The organism is Acidovorax lacteus (assembly GCF_039540375.1).
In the GTDB taxonomy this organism is placed as follows: domain Bacteria; phylum Pseudomonadota; class Gammaproteobacteria; order Burkholderiales; family Burkholderiaceae_C; genus Acidovorax_G; species Acidovorax_G lacteus.
Window position 1 is genome coordinate 96,333 of record NZ_BAABEX010000011.1, and the last position, 16,787, is coordinate 113,119.

At 66.2% G+C, this 16,787-nt stretch carries 14 protein-coding genes; 6 read left to right on the plus strand and 8 right to left on the minus strand.

Annotated elements, in window-relative coordinates:
- Positions 1 to 23 precede the first annotated feature (23 nt).
- From prmC to hemA, 3 genes are all read right to left on the minus strand, one after another.
- On the minus strand, positions 24 to 872 hold the full coding sequence (prmC, locus tag ABD866_RS08855; RefSeq protein WP_345063709.1) for a peptide chain release factor N(5)-glutamine methyltransferase: 849 nt from the start codon (positions 870 to 872) through the stop codon (positions 24 to 26).
- 76 nt (positions 873 to 948) lie between these two features.
- Positions 949 to 2,037 (minus strand): peptide chain release factor 1, encoded by a 1,089-nt coding sequence (prfA, locus tag ABD866_RS08860; RefSeq protein WP_345063469.1) that lies wholly within the window; start codon positions 2,035 to 2,037, stop codon positions 949 to 951.
- Between the two features lie 125 nt (positions 2,038 to 2,162).
- Positions 2,163 to 3,470, minus strand: coding sequence for a glutamyl-tRNA reductase (gene hemA, locus ABD866_RS08865; protein WP_345063472.1), 1,308 nt, complete (start codon positions 3,468 to 3,470; stop codon positions 2,163 to 2,165).
- Positions 3,471 to 3,603: 133 nt separating this feature from the next.
- On the opposite strand from hemA, the gene ABD866_RS08870 reads away from it, so the two are divergent.
- The gene (locus ABD866_RS08870) at positions 3,604 to 3,885 is read left to right on the plus strand and encodes a hypothetical protein (protein ID WP_345063475.1); all 282 of its coding nucleotides are present in this window, start codon (positions 3,604 to 3,606) and stop codon (positions 3,883 to 3,885) included.
- 141 nt (positions 3,886 to 4,026) lie between these two features.
- A complete protein-coding gene (locus ABD866_RS08875) occupies positions 4,027 to 5,007 on the plus strand; it encodes a Bug family tripartite tricarboxylate transporter substrate binding protein (RefSeq protein ID WP_425549569.1) in 981 nt (326 codons plus the stop codon).
- A 117-nt stretch (positions 5,008 to 5,124) separates the two neighbouring features.
- Here the strand turns inward: ABD866_RS08875 and ugpQ are convergent, their stop codons facing one another.
- From ugpQ to ugpB, 5 genes are all read right to left on the minus strand, one after another.
- Positions 5,125 to 5,880, minus strand: coding sequence for a glycerophosphodiester phosphodiesterase (gene ugpQ, locus ABD866_RS08880; protein WP_345063477.1), 756 nt, complete (start codon positions 5,878 to 5,880; stop codon positions 5,125 to 5,127).
- Positions 5,881 to 5,882: 2 nt separating this feature from the next.
- Positions 5,883 to 6,887, minus strand: a complete 1,005-nt coding sequence (locus ABD866_RS08885; RefSeq protein WP_345063480.1) for a sn-glycerol-3-phosphate import ATP-binding protein UgpC — start codon at positions 6,885 to 6,887, stop codon at positions 5,883 to 5,885.
- A 63-nt stretch (positions 6,888 to 6,950) separates the two neighbouring features.
- A complete protein-coding gene (gene ugpE, locus ABD866_RS08890) occupies positions 6,951 to 7,802 on the minus strand; it encodes a sn-glycerol-3-phosphate ABC transporter permease UgpE (RefSeq protein ID WP_345063483.1) in 852 nt (283 codons plus the stop codon).
- A gap of 2 nt (positions 7,803 to 7,804) precedes the next feature.
- Positions 7,805 to 8,686 (minus strand): sn-glycerol-3-phosphate ABC transporter permease UgpA, encoded by an 882-nt coding sequence (gene ugpA, locus ABD866_RS08895; RefSeq protein ID WP_345063486.1) that lies wholly within the window; start codon positions 8,684 to 8,686, stop codon positions 7,805 to 7,807.
- 129 nt (positions 8,687 to 8,815) lie between these two features.
- Positions 8,816 to 10,123, minus strand: a complete 1,308-nt coding sequence (gene ugpB, locus ABD866_RS08900; RefSeq protein WP_345063489.1) for a sn-glycerol-3-phosphate ABC transporter substrate-binding protein UgpB — start codon at positions 10,121 to 10,123, stop codon at positions 8,816 to 8,818.
- Positions 10,124 to 10,463: 340 nt separating this feature from the next.
- Between ugpB and serA the strand changes: the two genes are divergently transcribed.
- The 4 genes from serA to ABD866_RS08920 all read left to right on the plus strand — a co-directional run bounded on the left by serA (position 10,464) and on the right by ABD866_RS08920 (position 16,679).
- Positions 10,464 to 11,696 carry a phosphoglycerate dehydrogenase gene (serA, locus tag ABD866_RS08905; protein ID WP_345063492.1) on the plus strand — a complete coding sequence of 411 codons (1,233 nt, stop codon included), beginning with the start codon at positions 10,464 to 10,466 and terminating at the stop codon, positions 11,694 to 11,696.
- A gap of 124 nt (positions 11,697 to 11,820) precedes the next feature.
- Complete coding sequence (locus tag ABD866_RS08910) at positions 11,821 to 15,753, plus strand: DUF3683 domain-containing protein (protein WP_345063495.1); 3,933 nt, start codon at positions 11,821 to 11,823, stop codon at positions 15,751 to 15,753.
- Positions 15,750 to 16,193 (plus strand): HIT family protein, encoded by a 444-nt coding sequence (locus ABD866_RS08915; protein WP_345063498.1) that lies wholly within the window; start codon positions 15,750 to 15,752, stop codon positions 16,191 to 16,193. Before ABD866_RS08910 ends, ABD866_RS08915 begins: the two co-directional genes overlap by 4 nt.
- Before the next feature lie 69 nt (positions 16,194 to 16,262).
- Positions 16,263 to 16,679, plus strand: coding sequence for a gamma-butyrobetaine hydroxylase family protein (locus tag ABD866_RS08920; RefSeq protein ID WP_345063501.1), 417 nt, complete (start codon positions 16,263 to 16,265; stop codon positions 16,677 to 16,679).
- Positions 16,680 to 16,787 lie beyond the last annotated feature (108 nt).

Consider the following 16,787-nt stretch of genomic DNA (forward strand, 5'->3'; position numbering starts at 1 on the left):
CGTCTGAATCGCGATAGGCGAGATTATTTCACCGTCGGCCACTGCCCGCCCGTGCAGCGCGCGTTGCCACCAAGGTCATTGCGGCTGTGCACGGCGGCAAAGCCTGCGGTGCGCAGCAGCGCGGCCACGGCGTTGGCCTGGTCCCAGCCGTGCTCCAGCAGCAGCCAGCCGCCGGGCTGCAGGTGGGCCGGGGCCTGCGCCACGATGGTGCGCAGGTCGTCCAGCCCGTCGGCACCTGCCACCAGGGCCGACAGCGGTTCATGCTGCAGCGCGGCCAGATGCGGATCGTGCGCGGCAATGTAGGGCGGGTTGGAGACGATCAATGCAAACGGCCCGGCCGTGCAGCCCGCCAGCCACTGCCCCTGCAGGCAGCGCACCGGCAGGCCCAGGCGCGCGGCGTTGGCCTTGGCCACGGCCAGTGCGTCGGCGCTGGCATCGAGCGCCCACACCTGGGCGTCGGGCCGGGCGTGCTGCAGCGCCAGTGCGATCGCGCCGCTGCCCGTGCCCAGGTCGATCAGGCGCGGCTGCGCCTGGCCCTGCAGCACTTCCAGGGCCCAGTCCACCAGGGTTTCGGTGTCGGGCCGGGGGTCGAGCACGCGCGCGTCCACGGCCAGATCGAGCCCGTAGAAGGCCTTGCGGCCCGTGAGGTAGGCCACAGGCTCGCCCGCCTGCCGCCGCGCGCACAGCGTGGCCCAGCGGGCTGCGGCCTCGGGCGGCAGCGGGTCGGTGTCGTGGGCCAGCAGCCAGGCCCGGTCGCCCGTGGCGCGGCCGCAGGCGTGCAGCAGCAGCATCTGCGCGTCGATGCGCGCCAGGCCCTGCTGCTGGGCCTGCTGCAGCGCCTGGGCCAGCGTGGTTGGGGGATGATTTGCTATCAAAACTGTAGCTGCTCGTGCTTGATTTTGCTGGGTTGTAGGCCAAAAACGCTTGAAATGAACGCTTGCGGCCGGGTCAGCGCAGGGGCGCGTTTTCCAGTTCTTCGAGCAGCTCGGCCTCGCGCGCGTGCTGCAGGGCCTGCAGCACGTCGCCCACATCGCCTTCCATCACGGCCAGCAGCTTGTACAGCGTGAGGTTGATGCGGTGGTCGGTCAGCCGCCCCTGCGGGAAGTTGTAGGTGCGGATGCGGTCGCTGCGGTCGCCGCTGCCGATCAGGCCCTTGCGCAGCGCGGCCTCTTTGGCGGCGCGCTCGCTGCGTTCTTTCTCTTGAATGCGCGCCTGCAGCACCTGGAGCGCCTTGGCCTTGTTGCTGTGCTGACTGCGGCCGTCCTGGCATTCGGCCACGATGCCGGTGGGCAGGTGCACCACGCGCACGGCGGAATCGGTCTTGTTGATGTGCTGGCCGCCCGCGCCGCTGGCACGGAAGGTGTCGATGCGCAAGTCCGCTGGGTTGAGCGTGATGGCCTGCTGCTCGTCGGGCTCGGGCATCACGGCCACGGTGCAGGCGCTGGTGTGGATGCGGCCCTGCGTTTCGGTGGCGGGCACGCGCTGCACGCGGTGGCCGCCCGATTCAAATCGCAGGCGGCCGTAGGCATGGTCGCCTTCGACGCGCAGCACCACTTCCTTGTAGCCGCCCAGTTCGCTCTCGTTGGCGCTCATCACCTCGACCTTCCAGCCCTGGGTGGCGGCGTAGCGCGTGTACATGCGCGCCAGGTCGCCCGCAAACAGCGCCGATTCGTCGCCACCCGTGCCCGCGCGGATTTCGACAAAAGCGTTGCGCGCGTCGTCGGGGTCTTTGGGCAGCAGCAGGCGCTGCAACTCGTCTTCGAGCTGCACCAGCTCGGTCTCGCACCCGGCGATCTCCTCGGCGGCCATCTCGGCCATGTCGGGGTCGGCCAGCAAGTCTCGCGCAGCGGCCAGGTCGGCTTCGCGCTGCTGGTAACGGGCGTAGCGCCCGGCCACCTGTGTGACTTCGGCATGCTCGCGTGAGATGCTGCGGTACTGGGCCATGTCGGCCATGATGTCGTCGCGCGAGAGCAGGAAGTCGAGCTCGCCCAGGCGCTGGGCATAGCGCTCAAGCTGGCTGCGGAGGAAGGGTTTCATGGCGGCGTAAGGGTGTTTGCTATCGTTTTGGTAGCTGCTCGTGCTTGTGAAATCAGCACGAGCGGCCAAAAACGCTTGAAGAGGTGGGACGGCCCGCGGTGTTGGGCCGGGGCAGGCAGCGGCCGCTAGAGGCCGGTCTTGCTTTGCGAGCGCAGGAACAGGCGCGAGACGGTCTGGGCCGTCTGGGCGCGCATCTCGGCGTCGCCCGCACGCAGCTCGGCCAGGGTGCCGTGCAGCATCTTCTGCGTGAGGCCGCGGGACAGCGCTTCGAGCACGGCGTCCACGTCCTCGCCCTTGGCCAGCAGCTTCTTGGCGCGCGCGATCTCCAGGGCGCGCCATTCGTCGGTCTGGGCGTTGAGCTGGCGGATCAGCGGTACCACGCCCCCCTCAGCGCCTGCCGGGCTGCGCAGCTCCATCCAGTGCATGAAGCTCTGCACGCCCGCGTCGATGATGGCTTCGGCCTGCGCCACGGCGGCCTGGCGGTTGGCCTGCGCGGTTTGCACCACTGTGGCCAAGTCGTCCACGGTGTAGAGGTACACATCGCCCAGGTCTTTGACCTCGGGCTCGATGTCGCGCGGCACGGCCAGGTCGACCATGAACATAGGGCGGTGGCGGCGCTTCTTGAGCGCGCGTTCCACGGCCCCCAGACCAATGATGGGCAGGCTGCTGGCGGTGCAGCTGACCACGGCGTCGAATTCGTGCAGGCGCTCGGGCAGGTCGGACAGTCGCAGCACCTCGCCGCCAAAGCGCGTGGCCAGTTTCTCGCCGCGTTCGAGCGTGCGGTTGGCAATCGCAATCGCCTTCGGGTTCTTGGCCGCAAAGTGCGTGGCGGCCAGCTCGATCATCTCGCCCGCCCCCACGAACAGGATGCGGATCTCGCCCAGGTCTTCAAACAGCTGGCCCGCCAGGCGCACGGCCGCGGCGGCCATGCTGATGCTGTGCGCGCCGATTTCGGTGGAGCTGCGCACTTCCTTGGCCACGGCAAAGCTGCGCTGGAAAAGCTGGTTGAGCGTGGTGCCCAAAGCACCCGCCGATTCGGCCGCGCGCACGGCGTCTTTCATCTGGCCGAGGATCTGCGCCTCGCCCAGCACCATCGAATCAAGCCCGCTGGCCACGCGGAACGCATGGCGTGCCACGCGCGAGTCTTCGAGCGTGTACGAGTGCGAGCGCAGCAGCGCCGGGCTCACGCCGCCACTGTGGGCCAGCCAGCCCAGCGTGTGGTCGATGGCGGGCTGCTCGCCTGCGCAGTAAATTTCGGTGCGGTTGCAGGTGGAGATGATGGCGGTTTCCACCGCCGGGCCGCGTGTCGCATCGGCCAGCGCACTGCGCAGGCCTTGCAGCGTGGGGTGGATCTGGTCGAGCGCAAAGGCAAACCGGCCGCGCAGGTCGAGCGGCGCGGTGTGGTGGTTGATGCCGAGGGCCCAGACTGCCATGGAGCGCGATTATAAAATTGCTAGCTGCCCGCCGCTGGCCCTTGGCTTCATGCCTTGATGCAGGTCAAGTCTGGCGGGTGCGCCCGCCCAATCCCACCGCTCACCGCCCCCCTGCACCTGCTGCCCTTCTGCCATGGACGCCCTTGATCTGCTGCTGCACACCGGCGCCTTTGTGGCACCAGCCGTGGTGGTGGCACTGCTGCTGGCACCGCTGGGCCGCCTGTGCCTGCCGGCACGCGGGCCGCAGGCCCTGGGGTGGGGGCGGCAAGCGCTGCTCGACACCGTGGTGGGCTTGCTGGTGCTGGGGGGCGGCCTGCTGCTGTGGGGGCGCGACGGCAAGATGGCCACCTACGCGGCGCTGGTGCTGTGCTGCGCCACGGCCCACTGGCTGGGCCAGCGCGGCTGGCGCGGCTGAGCGGCGACCGCCGCGGCCTGCACCTCACGCATCTTGCATCCGGGCACACCCCGGTGCCGCGGGCCGCAGAGGCCCCGCACAATCGTGGAAACGCCTGTCCGCTTTTCAACCGATTGGAGACCCCCGATGCCATGGCTTCCCATGTTTCGCAAACGCACCGTGCTCGCAGTGGCGGGCGGCCTGTGCCTGATGCTGGCGGGGCTCGCGCCTGCCGCCGCGCAGGGCTTTCCGTCCAAGCCTATTCGGGTGGTCATCGGTTTTCCGGCTGGAGGCCCGCTGGACCAGCACGCGCGCCTTCTGACCGACCGACTGCAGGCTGTGCTGGGCCAGCCGGTCGTCATCGACTACAAGGCTGGGGCTGGCGGCACCGTGGGCGCGCAGGATGTGATGAAAGCCCCGGCCGACGGCCACACCCTGATGCTGGCCAACACGGGCGTGATGGTCATCAACCCGGCGCTCTACGGCAAGCTGCCCTACGCCACGCTCAAAGACTTCGTGCCCATCGCCCGCACGGCCATGCAGCCGCTGGCGCTGTTGGTGAATCCGCAGGTGCCGGTCAAGGATTTGAAGGAATTCATCGACTACGCGCGCGCGCGGCCGGGGCAGATCAATTTCGGTTCTGCCGGCAACGGTGGCATCAGCCACCTGGTGCCCGAGATGTTCAAAACCTCCACCGGCTTGTTCATGGTGCACATTCCGTACCGCGGCAGTGCGCCAGCCTTCACCGATCTGATGGGGGGGCAGGTGCAGTTCATGGCCGAGAGCATTCCGCAGGCCGCGGCTTACCACAAGCAGGGCAAGGTGCGCGCGCTGGCAGTCACCAGCCGGCTGCGCAACCCGGCGCTGCCCGAGGTGCCCACGGTGATGGAAATGGGCATCCGCAACTTCGAGGTGGTCGGTTTCTACGGCTTTCTGGCCCCCGCAGGCACGCCGCGCGACGTGGTCGCCAAGCTCAGCGACGCTTTCCGCCAGGTGCTGGAGACACCCGACATCCGCAACCGCATGGTGGCGCAGGGTGCAGACCCGGCTTTCCTTGGGGCGGACGACTTTGCGAAGTTCCTGGCCGCTGAAATGCCGCGCTGGGCCGACGCGGTGAAGAAGTCGGGCGCCAAGCTGGACTGACGCCGCGCGTGCCCGGCACGCAGGGGACGGGAGCAGCGTGCCGCTTCATTGGCACGCCGCCTGGCTGATCAGGCTGGGGTAGGGCGCCTGCGTGGGGGGCGGGTGCCACCCAGCTCTTCAGCCTGCGGCAGGCGAGAACAGGTCCACGCGGTCGGTGATGATGCCGTCTGTGCCCAGGTCGATGAGCCGCTGCGCGGCCCAGTCGTCGTTGACGGTGTAGCTCAGCGCGCGGCGGCCTGCGCCCTGCACGCGGGCCACCAGGGCCGCGTCCCACAGGGCGTGGTTGCAGATCACGGCGGCGCATTCCAGCTGCGCGGCCACGTCCAGGCATCCGTCCCACAGCGTGTCGAGCAGCAAACCGCGCGGCAGGTGTGGCGCGGCAGCGCGGGCGCCGGCCAAGGCCTCTGGGCGGAAGGACGACAGTAGCGGCGGCACTGCCTGCCCCTGCCACAGCCGCGCCGCCAGCGCACCCACGGCGTGGCCGGTGGCTTCCTCGGTGCCCGGCGTGGGCTTGATCTCGATGTTCAGGTAAAAGCCATTGGCCAGGCACCAGCGGGCCAGGTTTTCCAGGGTGGGCAACGGCTCGCCCGCATGGCGGCGCGAATGCCAGCCACCGGCGTCGAGTTGCGCCAGGGCTTGCCAGTCCTGATCGCCTGCGGTGCCGCGGCCGTTGGTGGTGCGTTCCAGCGTGGCGTCGTGCAGCAGAAACAGCACACCGTCGCGGCTGAGTTTGGCGTCGCATTCGAACATGCGGTAGCCGTGCTCGGCCCCCAGGCGGAAGGCCGCCAGCGTGTTCTCGGGCGCGAGCTTGCCCGCGCCGCGGTGGGCGATCCAGCGCGGGTAGGGCCAGGCGGGCAGGGCGGGGTGGGCCATGCTCAGATCCGCTTGCCCGACTGGGCGTCGAACCAGTGCAGGCGGTCCGGGCGCGGGGCCACGCGGATCACCGCGTCGGCCTGCGGTGCGGGAGCGCCTTCTTCCACGCGCACGATGATCTGCTCGGCGCCGATGCGGCCGTAGATCAGGCGTTCTGCACCCAGCAGTTCCACGGTTTCCACGCGCACTTCCCAGCCGTCCGAACCCACGTCCAAGTGCTCAGGGCGGATGCCCAGAATGGCACCGGCCTTGCCACCCGGCACCGCGCGCAGCAGGTTCATCGGCGGCGAACCGATGAAGCTGGCCACGAAGGTCGAGGCGGGTGTGTGATAGACCTCTTCGGGCGTGCCGAACTGTTCCATGTTGCCGCCGTTCATCACGATCATGCGCTGGGCCAGCGTCATGGCTTCGACCTGGTCGTGCGTGACGAACAGGCTGGTAATGCCGAGGTCGCGGTGCAGCTTCTGGATTTCGAGGCGGGTCTGTGCGCGCAGCTTGGCGTCGAGGTTGGACAGCGGCTCGTCGAACAGGAAGACCTGTGGCTGGCGCACGATGGCGCGGCCCATGGCTACGCGCTGGCGCTGACCGCCCGAGAGCTCACGCGGCTTGCGCTCGAGCAGGTGGCCAAGCTCCAGAATCTTGGCGGCCTTGTCCACGCGGGCCTTGATCTCTTCCACCGGCACCTTGGCGATCTTCAGGCCGTAGGCCATGTTGTCGAACACGCTCATGTGCGGGTAGAGCGCGTAGTTTTGGAACACCATCGCGATGTCGCGCTCGGCGGGCTCCAGGTTGTTGACCACACGCGGGCCGATGGCGATCTCGCCGCCGCTGATTTCTTCCAGTCCTGCGACCATGCGCAGCAGGGTGGACTTGCCGCAGCCCGAGGGGCCCACGATCACGATGAATTCGCCGTCCTTGATTTCGGCGTTGACGCCGTGGATCACCTGGTTGGCCTTGGGGCCGTGTCCGTAGCGCTTGACGACATTGCGAAGAGAAAGGGTTGCCATGTTGTTTCTTGGAATGGGTTGCTGAGGGGGAAGCCACTGGCGCCCGGGGCGCTCTACGGCGGCTTACTTCTCGGTGTCCACGAGGCCCTTGACGAACCAGCGCTGCATGAGCACGACCACCAGGGCCGGGGGCAGCATCGCCAGCAGGGCGGTGGCCATCACGACGTTCCACTCATTGCCGGCGTCACCGCCCGCGATCATGCGTTTGATACCGATCACCACCGGGTACATGTCTTCCGACGTGGTGACCAGCAGCGGCCAGAGGTACTGGTTCCAGCCGTAGATGAACTGGATCACGAACAGCGCAGCAATCGAGGTGCGCGACAGCGGCACCAGCACGTCCTTGAAGAAGCGCATCGGGCCGGCGCCGTCCACGCGAGCGGCTTCGACGAGTTCGTCCGGCACCGTGAGGAAGAACTGACGGAACAGAAAGGTGGCCGTGGCCGACGCGATCAGCGGGATCGTGAGACCCGCATAGCTGTTGAGCATGCCCAGGTCCGACACCACCTTGTAGGTCGGGCCGATGCGCACTTCCACGGGCAGCATCAGGGTGATGAAGATCATCCAGAAGCACAGGCCCTTGAACGGGAAGCGGAAGTACACGATCGCGAATGCCGACAGCAGGGAGATCGAGATCTTGCCCACCGTGATGATGATGGCCGAGACAAAGCTCACCCACATCATGTGGGCCACCGGGGCGCTCGAGCCTGGGCCCGAGCCGCCGCCGAACAGCGCGGTCTTGTAGGTTTCCCAGAAGTTGCTGCCAGGCAGGATGGGCATGGGCACCTGCACGATATCTTGCGCGGTGTGCGTGGAGGCCACGAACGCCAGGTACAGGGGAAAGCCGACGATGATCACGCCCAGCACCATGACCAGGTGCGAGATCGCGTCGAGGATAGGACTGCGTTCAACCATTTTCAGTACTGCACTTTCTTTTCCACGTAGCGGAACTGCACGATGGTCAGGGCCACCACGATCACCATCAGCACCACCGACTGCGCGGCCGAGCCTCCGAGGTCCATGGCCTTGAAGCCGTCGTGGTAGACCTTGTAGACCAGGATGGAGGTGTCGCGCCCCGGACCGCCTTGGGTGGTCGAATCCACGATGGCGAAGGTGTCGAAGAAGGCGTACACGACATTGATCACCAGCAAGAAGAAGGTGGTGGGCGACAGCAGCGGGAACTGGATGCTCCAGAACCGGCGCCACGGGCTCGCACCGTCAATGGCGGCGGCTTCGATCAGGGATTTGGGAATCGACTGCAGGCCCGCCAGGAAAAACAGGAAGTTGTAGGAGATCTGCTTCCACACGGCGGCCACCACGATCAGCGTCATCGCATGGTCGGAGCGCAGCATATGGTTCCAGTCCAGGCCCATTTGGCGCAGCCCGTAGGCCACCACACCCAGCGAGGGCGAGAACATGAACATCCACAGCACTCCTGCCACGGCAGGCGCCACGGCATAGGGCAGCAGCAGGGCCGTCTTGTAGGCCAGCGCACCGCGGATCACTCGGTCGGCAAAGATGGCTAGCACCAGCGAAACGCTGATGCCCAGCACCGCAACCAGGGCAGAGAACAGGGCCGTGGTCTTGAACGATGCGATGTAGCCCGGGTCGGCAAACAGGGTCTTGAAGTTTTCCAGGCCCACCCATTCGGTCGACATGCCAAACGCATCCTGCATCTGGAAGGACTGGATCAGGGCCTGTCCTGCGGGCCAGAAGAAGAACACGGTGATGATGACCAACTGCGGCAGCAGCAGCAGCCACGGCAGCCAGACGGAGCGGAAGAGAACGCGTTTTTCCATGGCGGAAATCTCAACGAAAAGAGCCCGCAGCCCTGCACTCCAGAGGATGCAGGGTCGCGGGCTGGGGGAGGCTACGCTACTGGCGGGCCGCAGCAGTCGGCCAGCTGTTGCGCAGCGGTGCGGTGGCGATCAGCGGTTGGCCCGTGCGAAGCGGGCGAGTTGCTCGTTGCCGCGGGTGACGATGGTGTCCAGCGCTTCCTTGGGGGCCTTCTTGCCCGACCAGATCTGTTCGGTTTCCTCGTCGATGATGCTGCGCACCTGCGTGAAGTTGCCCAGGCGGATGCCACGCGACTTGTCGGTGGCCTTGCGGATCATCTGCGTCACGGCCACGTCGGTGCCGGGGTTCTTCTCGTAGAAGCCGGAGGCTTCCGTCAGCTTGTAGGCGCCCATGGTGACCGGCAGATAGCCGGTGCGCTGGTGGGTAGCGGCCTGTACCTTGGTGTCGTTCAGGAAGTTCAGGAAATCGGCCACACCCTTGTACTCTTCAGGCTTCTTGCCGGCCATCACCCACAGGCTGGCACCACCGATGGCGGTGTTCTGCGGTGCACCCTTCACGTCCGGGTAGTAGGGCATGGTCGAGATGCCATAGGCGAACTTGGCTTCGCGGGCCACGCGGGCGTACAGGCCCGACGAGGCGGTCATCATCGCGCACTCGCCCGAGGGGAAGGAAGCGTCGGGCACATTGCCACGGCCCTTGTAGACAAAGGTGCCATCCTTGGCGGCCTTGGCCAGGTTTTCGAAGTGGCGCACGTGCAGGGGCGAGTTCACCAACAGCTGGGCGTCGTTGCCGTCAAAACCGTTGTTCTTGGATGCGAACAGCGTGTTGTGCCACAGCGAGAAGCTCTCCAGCTGCGTCCAGCTGATCCAGCTGGTGGTGAACGGGCAGCTGTGGCCACTGGCCTTGAGCTTGGCAGCAGCTTCGAACACTTCCGGCCAGGTCTTGGGCGGCTTGTTGGCGTCAAGACCTGCCTTCTTGAAGGCGTCCTTGTTGTAGTAGAACACCGTGGTCGAGCTGTTGAGCGGGTAGCTCAGCATCTGACCGTTGGGTGCGGTGTAGTAGCCGGTCACGGCCGACACGTACTGCGTGGGGTCGAACTTGAAGCCCGCGTCGTTCAACACCTTGCCAGCCGGGATGATGGCGCCCTTGCTGGCCATCATGGTGGCGGTGCCCACTTCGAAGACCTGGATGATGTGCGGTGCATTGCCGGCACGGAAGGCAGCGATGCCAGCCGTCATCGACTCGTCGTACGTTCCCTTGTAGGTGGGCACGACCTTGTACTGGGTCTGGCTGGCGTTGTACTGTTTGGCCAGATCGTTCACCCATTCGCCCAGGGCGGCGCTCATGGAATGCCACCACTGGATTTCGGTCTGGGCGTGTGCGGGGAGACAGGCTCCGGCGGCGATGGCCGTGGCGACTGCCAGGTGCTTGAACTGCATGAATGTTCCTCCAAGGATGACGAAATGCACAAACGCCGCATGCTATGCAGCCTCTGTGACACCAATGTGTCGTTGTCGCATGACGCGCATGCGAGAGCACTGGGGTAAACCCGTTGCACGAGCGCGAAAGGGCGTGATTGTGACAACTTTGTGACAGCTTGTCGCAAACCCCTGCGACAGTGCCGGACTCTGCGCCACGGGTTGGAATCGACAGCATCGGGTCAAAGACCACGCTTGCTGCAGTGCATCATCGATGGGGCATCATGGTCCACCGTAATCTGGCGGAAAGCCGGCGTGCCACCGCTCGCGGGTCTGCTGCTTGCCCTCTTTGCCTGTTGCCATGACTGCACTTGCCTCACTCGACAAAAGCAAGATCCGTTTTCTGCTGCTTGAAGGTGTTCATCCTTCCGCGCTGGATGTATTGCGCGCTGCTGGTTATTCGGCCATTGAAACGGTCGCGGGGGCGCTGTCCGAGGCGGAGCTGACCGACCGCCTGGCCGATGTGCATTTCCTGGGCATCCGTTCGCGCACGCAGCTGTCTGCGGCGGTGCTGGCACGCACGCCCAAGCTGGTGGCGGTCGGCGCGTTCTGTATCGGCACCAACCAGATTGATCTGGACGCGGCGCGTGACCGGGGCATTGCAGTCTTCAATGCGCCGTATTCCAACACCCGTTCGGTGGCCGAACTGGTGCTGGCCGAGGCCATTCTGCTGCTCCGTGGCGTCCCCGAAAAAAATGCCATGGCGCACCGTGGCGGCTGGCTCAAGTCGGCCGAGGGCTCCTACGAAATACGCGGCAAAACCCTGGGCATCGTAGGCTACGGTTCCATCGGCACCCAGCTGTCGGTACTGGCCGAGGCCATGGGCATGCAGGTCGTCTTTCATGATGTGGTTCACAAGCTGCCCCTGGGCAATGCGCGCCCGGCAGGCAGCCTGCCGGAGTTGCTGGCGGCCAGCGACATCGTGAGCTTGCATGTGCCCGAGCTGCCCTCCACGCAGTGGATGCTCGACGAGCCGGAGCTTGCCATGATGAAGCCCGGAGCGATCTTGCTCAATGCCTCGCGGGGCACGGTGGTGCGCATCGAGCCGTTGGCCCGCGCGTTGCGCGAACGCCGTCTGGCCGGGGCGGCAATCGACGTGTTTCCTGTAGAACCCCGCACCAACCAGGACGCGTTCACTTCCGAACTGCGTGGGCTGGACAACGTCATCCTCACGCCCCACATCGGCGGCTCCACCGTCGAGGCGCAGGCAAATATTGGCGTCGAGGTGGCCGAGAAGCTGGTGCGTTACAGCGACAACGGCACCACGACGTCGTCGGTGAACTTCCCGGAGGTGGCGCTGCCCGCCCAGGCGGGCAAGCACCGCCTGCTGCATGTGCACCGCAACGTGCCCGGTGTCTTGTCCGAGATCAATCGGGTGTTCTCGGAGGGGCAGGTCAACATCGCAGCACAGTATTTGCAGACCCGCGGAGGCATCGGCTACGTGGTCACCGACATCGATGCGGCGTCGTCCGAGCGCGCGCTGCAGCAGCTGTCGCGCATCCCGGGCACGCTGCGCAGTCGCGTGCTGTTCTAGGGTCGAGCCCCTAGAACGCCCGCGTTGCCAGCAGTGTTGCCCCCTGCGGGCCGCAACCCCCCTGACATAAAATTGCAGCCCCCGAGGCACATGGGCGCTGCGTCGCCCACCCCAGGTTCACCCCATGAATGCACCCATCGCCCTGGCCGCCCTGCAATCGCTGGCCGCCGAGCCCGTCCGACTGCGCGAGATCCCGTACAACTACACGTCGTTCTCCGATCGCGAAATCGTGATCCGGTTGCTGGGATCGTCCTCCTGGGACTTGCTGGACCAGCTGCGCAAGGAGCGCCGTACAGGGCGCTCGGCCCGCATGCTCTACGAAGTGCTCGGAGATATCTGGGTCGTGCAGCGCAACCCCTATTTGCAGGACGATCTGCTGGACAACCCGGGCCGCCGCAAGGCGCTGGTGGAAGCGCTCGAGCACCGGTTGCGCGAAATCGAAAAGCGCCGGACCCCGGCCGACGATGCCGAGCGCGACCGCCTGGTAGGCCAGCTGGTCGAGGCGGCCCGCGCGGCGGTGGCGCGCTTCAATCAGGGCTTTGTCGATGCCGCCCAGCTGCGCCGCCGCGTGCAGCGCACTCTGGGGCGTCTCACGGCGCGCGACAACATCAAGTTCGACGGCCTCTCGCGCGTGAGCCATGTGACCGATGCGACCGACTGGCGCGTGGAGTACCCGTTCGTGGTGCTCACCCCCGACACCGAGGCCGAGATGGCCGCCCTGGTGCGCGGCTGCATTGAGCTGGGCCTGACCATCATCCCGCGTGGGGGCGGCACCGGCTACACCGGCGGCGCAATCCCGCTGACCTGGAAGAGCGCGGTGATCAACACCGAAAAGCTCGAAGCCATGACCGAGGTCGAGATGGTGCGCCTGCCCGGCCTGGACCAGGATGTGGCCACCGTGTGGACCGAGGCCGGCGTGGTCACGCAGCGCGTGGCCGACGCGGCCGAACGTGCCGGCTTCGTGTTTGCCGTGGACCCGACCAGTGCCGAGGCCTCGTGCATCGGCGGCAACATCGCCATGAACGCGGGCGGCAAGAAAGCCGTGCTGTGGGGTACGGCGCTCGACAACCTCGCGTCCTGGCGCATGGTCACGCCCGATGCGCAGTGGCTGGAGGTGGTGCGCATCGGCCACAACCTGGGCAAGATCCACGACGCCGAAGTCGCCTCGTTCGAGCTGCGCTACTTTGACGCCACCCAGTCGCGCATCGACTGGAGCCGCCCCGCGCGCGTGGAGCGCCTGGACATTCCGGGCAAGACCTTCCGCAAGGAAGGCCTGGGCAAGGACGTGACGGATAAGTTCCTCTCGGGCCTGCCCGGCATCCAGAAGGAAGGCTGTGACGGCCTGATCACCAGCGCGCGTTGGGTGGTGCACCGCATGCCTGAGCACATGCGCACCGTGTGCCTGGAGTTCTTTGGCAACGCGAAGGACGCGGTGCCCAGCATCGTCGAGATCAAGGACTTCATGTTCGCCGAGCAGCGCCGCACCGGCACCCTGCTGGCCGGGCTGGAGCACCTGGACGACCGCTACCTCAAAGCGGTGGGCTACGCCACCAAGAGCAAGAAGGGCAACGGCGCGCTGCCCAAGATGGTGCTGATCGGCGACATCGCGGGCGACAACGCCGAAGACGTGGCCCGCGCCACTTCGGAGGTGGTGCGCATTGCCAATTCGCGCAACGGCGAGGGCTTTGTGGCCATCAGCGCCGAGGCGCGCAAGAAGTTCTGGCTCGACCGCAAGCGTACGGCCGCCATCAGCCGCCATACCAACGCCTTCAAGATCAACGAAGACGTGGTGATCCCGCTGCCGCGCATGGCCGAGTACACCGACGGTATCGAGCGCATCAACATCGAGCTGTCCCTGCGCAACAAGATCAAGCTGTGCGACGAGCTGCGGGCCTTCTTTGAAAACGGCCAGCTGCCCCTGGGCAAGCAGGACGACGCCAGCGAAATCCCGGCCGCCGAGTTGCTGGAAGACCGCGTGGCACAGGCCCTGGCCCTGGTGGCCGAGGTGCGCGCGCTGTGGGCCGGCTGGCTGACCGATGTGGAGCGCCTGTTCCCACAGCTGCAGGATCACACGCTGCGTGCGAGCTGGAAGACCCAGCTGCGCGCACCGCTCGCGGGCATCTTTGCCGGTGCGGCGTTCCAGCCCATTCTGGACCAGGCCCAGGCCATCCACCAGCGCGTGCTCAAGGGTCGCGTGTGGGTGGCCCTGCACATGCACGCAGGCGACGGCAATGTGCACACCAACATCCCGGTCAACAGCGACGACTACGAGATGCTGCAGACCGCGCACGAGGCGGTGGCGCGCATCATGAAGCTCGCGCGCAGCCTGGATGGTGTGATCTCGGGCGAGCATGGCATCGGCATTACCAAGCTCGAATTCCTGACCGACGAGGAACTGCGTCCGTTTGCCGAGTACAAGCGCAAGGTCGATCCGGCCGGGCACTTCAACAAAGGCAAGTTGCTCCGAAAAAATGAGCAGGAAAACGAGCTTGGACAAGCACAAGCTGCCCATTTTGCTCAAGACGGTGAGGCGACCTACGCCGACCTGACCAACGCCTACACGCCCAGCTTCGGCCTCATGGGGCACGAGTCGCTGATCATGCAGCAGAGCGACATCGGCGCGATTGCCGACAGCGTGAAGGACTGCCTGCGTTGTGGCAAGTGCAAGCCGGTGTGCGCCACGCATGTGCCGCGCGCCAGCCTGCTCTACAGCCCGCGCAACAAGATTCTGGCCACCTCGCTGCTGATCGAGGCCTTCCTGTACGAGGAGCAGACGCGTCGCGGTGTGTCGCTCAAGCACTGGCAGGAGTTCGAGGACGTCGCCGACCACTGCACTGTGTGCCACAAGTGCTACACGCCGTGCCCGGTCAAGATCGACTTCGGTGATGTGACCATGAACATGCGCAACCTGCTGCGCAAGATGGGCAAGAAGAGCTTCCGGCCCGGCAACAAACTGGCCATGGCCATGCTCAACGCCACCAACCCGGACACCATCAAGTTCATGCGCAGCGCCATGGTGGACGTGGGCTTCAAGGCCCAGCGCATGGCGGTGGACCTGTTCAGCGCCGTGGCGCGTCGCCAGACGGCCAAGCCTCCGGCCACCGTGGGCACGGCCCCGGTCAAAGAGCAGGTGATCCACTTCATCAACAAGAAGCTGCCCGGCGGCCTGCCCAAGAAAACGGCGCGGGCGCTGCTCGACATCGAGAACAAGGACTACGTCCCGATCATCCGCGACCCGCAGACCACCACGGCCGACACCGAGGCGGTGTTCTACTTCCCCGGTTGCGGCTCGGAGCGCCTGTTCAGCCAGGTGGGCCTGGCCACGCAGGCCATGCTGTGGCATGCGGGCGTGCAGACCGTGCTGCCCCCGGGTTACCTGTGCTGCGGCTACCCGCAGCGCGGCAGCGGCCAGTTCGACAAGGCCGAGAAGATGATCACGGACAACCGGGTGCTGTTCCACCGCGTGGCCAACACGCTCAACTACCTGGACATCAAGACCGTGGTCGTGAGCTGTGGCACCTGCTACGACCAGCTCCAGGGCTACCAGTTCGACAAGATCTTCCCGGGCTGCCGCATCATCGACATCCACGAGTTCCTGCTCGAAAAGGGCATCACCCTGCAGGGCAAGGGGGCCTACCTGTACCACGAGCCTTGCCACAACCCCATGAAGCTGCAGGACTCGGTCAAGACCGTGAAGGCACTCGTGGGAGAGCAGGTCTTGAAGAGCGAACGCTGCTGCGGCGAATCGGGCACGCTGGGTGTGACGCGGCCAGACATCTCGACGCAGGTGCGCTTCCGCAAGGAAGAGGAAATCCGCAAGGGCGAAGCCCAACTGCGTGACAGCGGCGCCGTCGGTGCGCAAGACAACGTCAAGATCCTCACCAGCTGCCCGAGCTGCTTGCAGGGCCTGAACCGCTACCAGGGCGACCTGCAGAACGGCCTGCTCGAAGCCGATTACATCGTGGTCGAGATGGCGCGTGAAATCCTGGGCGAGAACTGGATGCCTGAGTACGTGGCCCGCGCCAACCAGGGCGGCATCGAGCGGGTGCTGGTGTGAGTGGGGCCCCAGCGCCGGGCTGCCCGCTGTGCGACGGCGTGGGGGGCACCCTGGTCTGGCAAGGTCAGCGCTGCCGCGTGATCCGTGCCGACGAGGCGGGCTACCCAGCCTTCTATCGGGTGGTATGGCAGGCCCATGTGGCCGAGTGGACCGACCTGACGCTGGCCGACCGCGCGCACTGTCTGGACGTGGTGGCCGCCGTCGAAACGGCACTGCGCGCGCATCTGGGGCCGGACAAGATCAACCTCGCATCGCTGGGCAACATGGTGCCGCACCTGCACTGGCACGTGGTGGCCCGTTTTGCGTGGGACCGTCACTTTCCGGCACCCGTATGGGCTGCGGCCCAGCGGGCCGCGAATGTGGAGCGTGAAAGCGCTGTCGCTGCGCGACTGCCGGCACTGGAGGCGGAACTGGCGCAATCGCTGGCCCGCCTGGTGTGAGCCTGCAGCCCCGCGGGGCAGGCTTGGTGCCATCGCCCTTTTTTGTCATCAAAGAACCTGGAGATTGCCATGGCTGGTCTGAAAGCGGGCGCGCCGACGCCCGAGGCGCTGACGGTGCACGAGGCGTCCCGCGTGCTCGAAGTGCATTTCTCGGATGGATCGCAGTTCCGCCTGCCCTTTGAACTCATGCGCGTGTACTCCCCTTCGGCCGAGGTGCAGGGCCATGGGCCTGGACAAGAGGTGCTGCAGACCGGCAAGCGCGATGTGACGCTGGTGGACCTCGAGCCAGTGGGCAACTATGCCGTCAAGCCCGTGTTTTCGGATGGCCACGACAGCGGCATTTTTTCGTGGGACTACCTCTACGAACTGGGCCGCAACCAGGACGCCCTGTGGGCCGAATACTTCGAGCGGCTGGCGGCGGCTGGTGTGGACCGTGACGCACCCATGGTGGCCAAGGGCGGCGGCCATGCCTGCGGCAGCCACTGATGCCATTTCCTCAACCGCGCACCGACTTTGAGCGGTTTGCGCGACAGATGCCCCGTTCCGGTGCGGGGTTGTCGCTATACGCCACAGCATGGCACCCCTAGGATAAAG

What these genes read in the sequence shown, in the direction of transcription:
- prfA (WP_345063469.1), bottom strand. Translation starts at nt 2,037, where the DNA reads ATGAAACCCTTCCTCCGCAGCCAGCTTGAGCGCTATGCCCAGCGCCTG.
- hemA (WP_345063472.1), bottom strand. Translation starts at nt 3,470, where the DNA reads ATGGCAGTCTGGGCCCTCGGCATCAACCACCACACCGCGCCGCTCGAC.
- ABD866_RS08870 (WP_345063475.1), top strand. Translation starts at nt 3,604, where the DNA reads ATGGACGCCCTTGATCTGCTGCTGCACACCGGCGCCTTTGTGGCACCA.
- ABD866_RS08875 (WP_425549569.1), top strand. Translation starts at nt 4,027, where the DNA reads ATGTTTCGCAAACGCACCGTGCTCGCAGTGGCGGGCGGCCTGTGCCTG.
- ugpQ (WP_345063477.1), bottom strand. Translation starts at nt 5,880, where the DNA reads ATGGCCCACCCCGCCCTGCCCGCCTGGCCCTACCCGCGCTGGATCGCC.
- ABD866_RS08885 (WP_345063480.1), bottom strand. Translation starts at nt 6,887, where the DNA reads ATGGCAACCCTTTCTCTTCGCAATGTCGTCAAGCGCTACGGACACGGC.
- ugpE (WP_345063483.1), bottom strand. Translation starts at nt 7,802, where the DNA reads ATGGTTGAACGCAGTCCTATCCTCGACGCGATCTCGCACCTGGTCATG.
- ugpA (WP_345063486.1), bottom strand. Translation starts at nt 8,686, where the DNA reads ATGGAAAAACGCGTTCTCTTCCGCTCCGTCTGGCTGCCGTGGCTGCTG.
- ugpB (WP_345063489.1), bottom strand. Translation starts at nt 10,123, where the DNA reads ATGCAGTTCAAGCACCTGGCAGTCGCCACGGCCATCGCCGCCGGAGCC.
- serA (WP_345063492.1), top strand. Translation starts at nt 10,464, where the DNA reads ATGACTGCACTTGCCTCACTCGACAAAAGCAAGATCCGTTTTCTGCTG.
- ABD866_RS08910 (WP_345063495.1), top strand. Translation starts at nt 11,821, where the DNA reads ATGAATGCACCCATCGCCCTGGCCGCCCTGCAATCGCTGGCCGCCGAG.
- ABD866_RS08920 (WP_345063501.1), top strand. Translation starts at nt 16,263, where the DNA reads ATGGCTGGTCTGAAAGCGGGCGCGCCGACGCCCGAGGCGCTGACGGTG.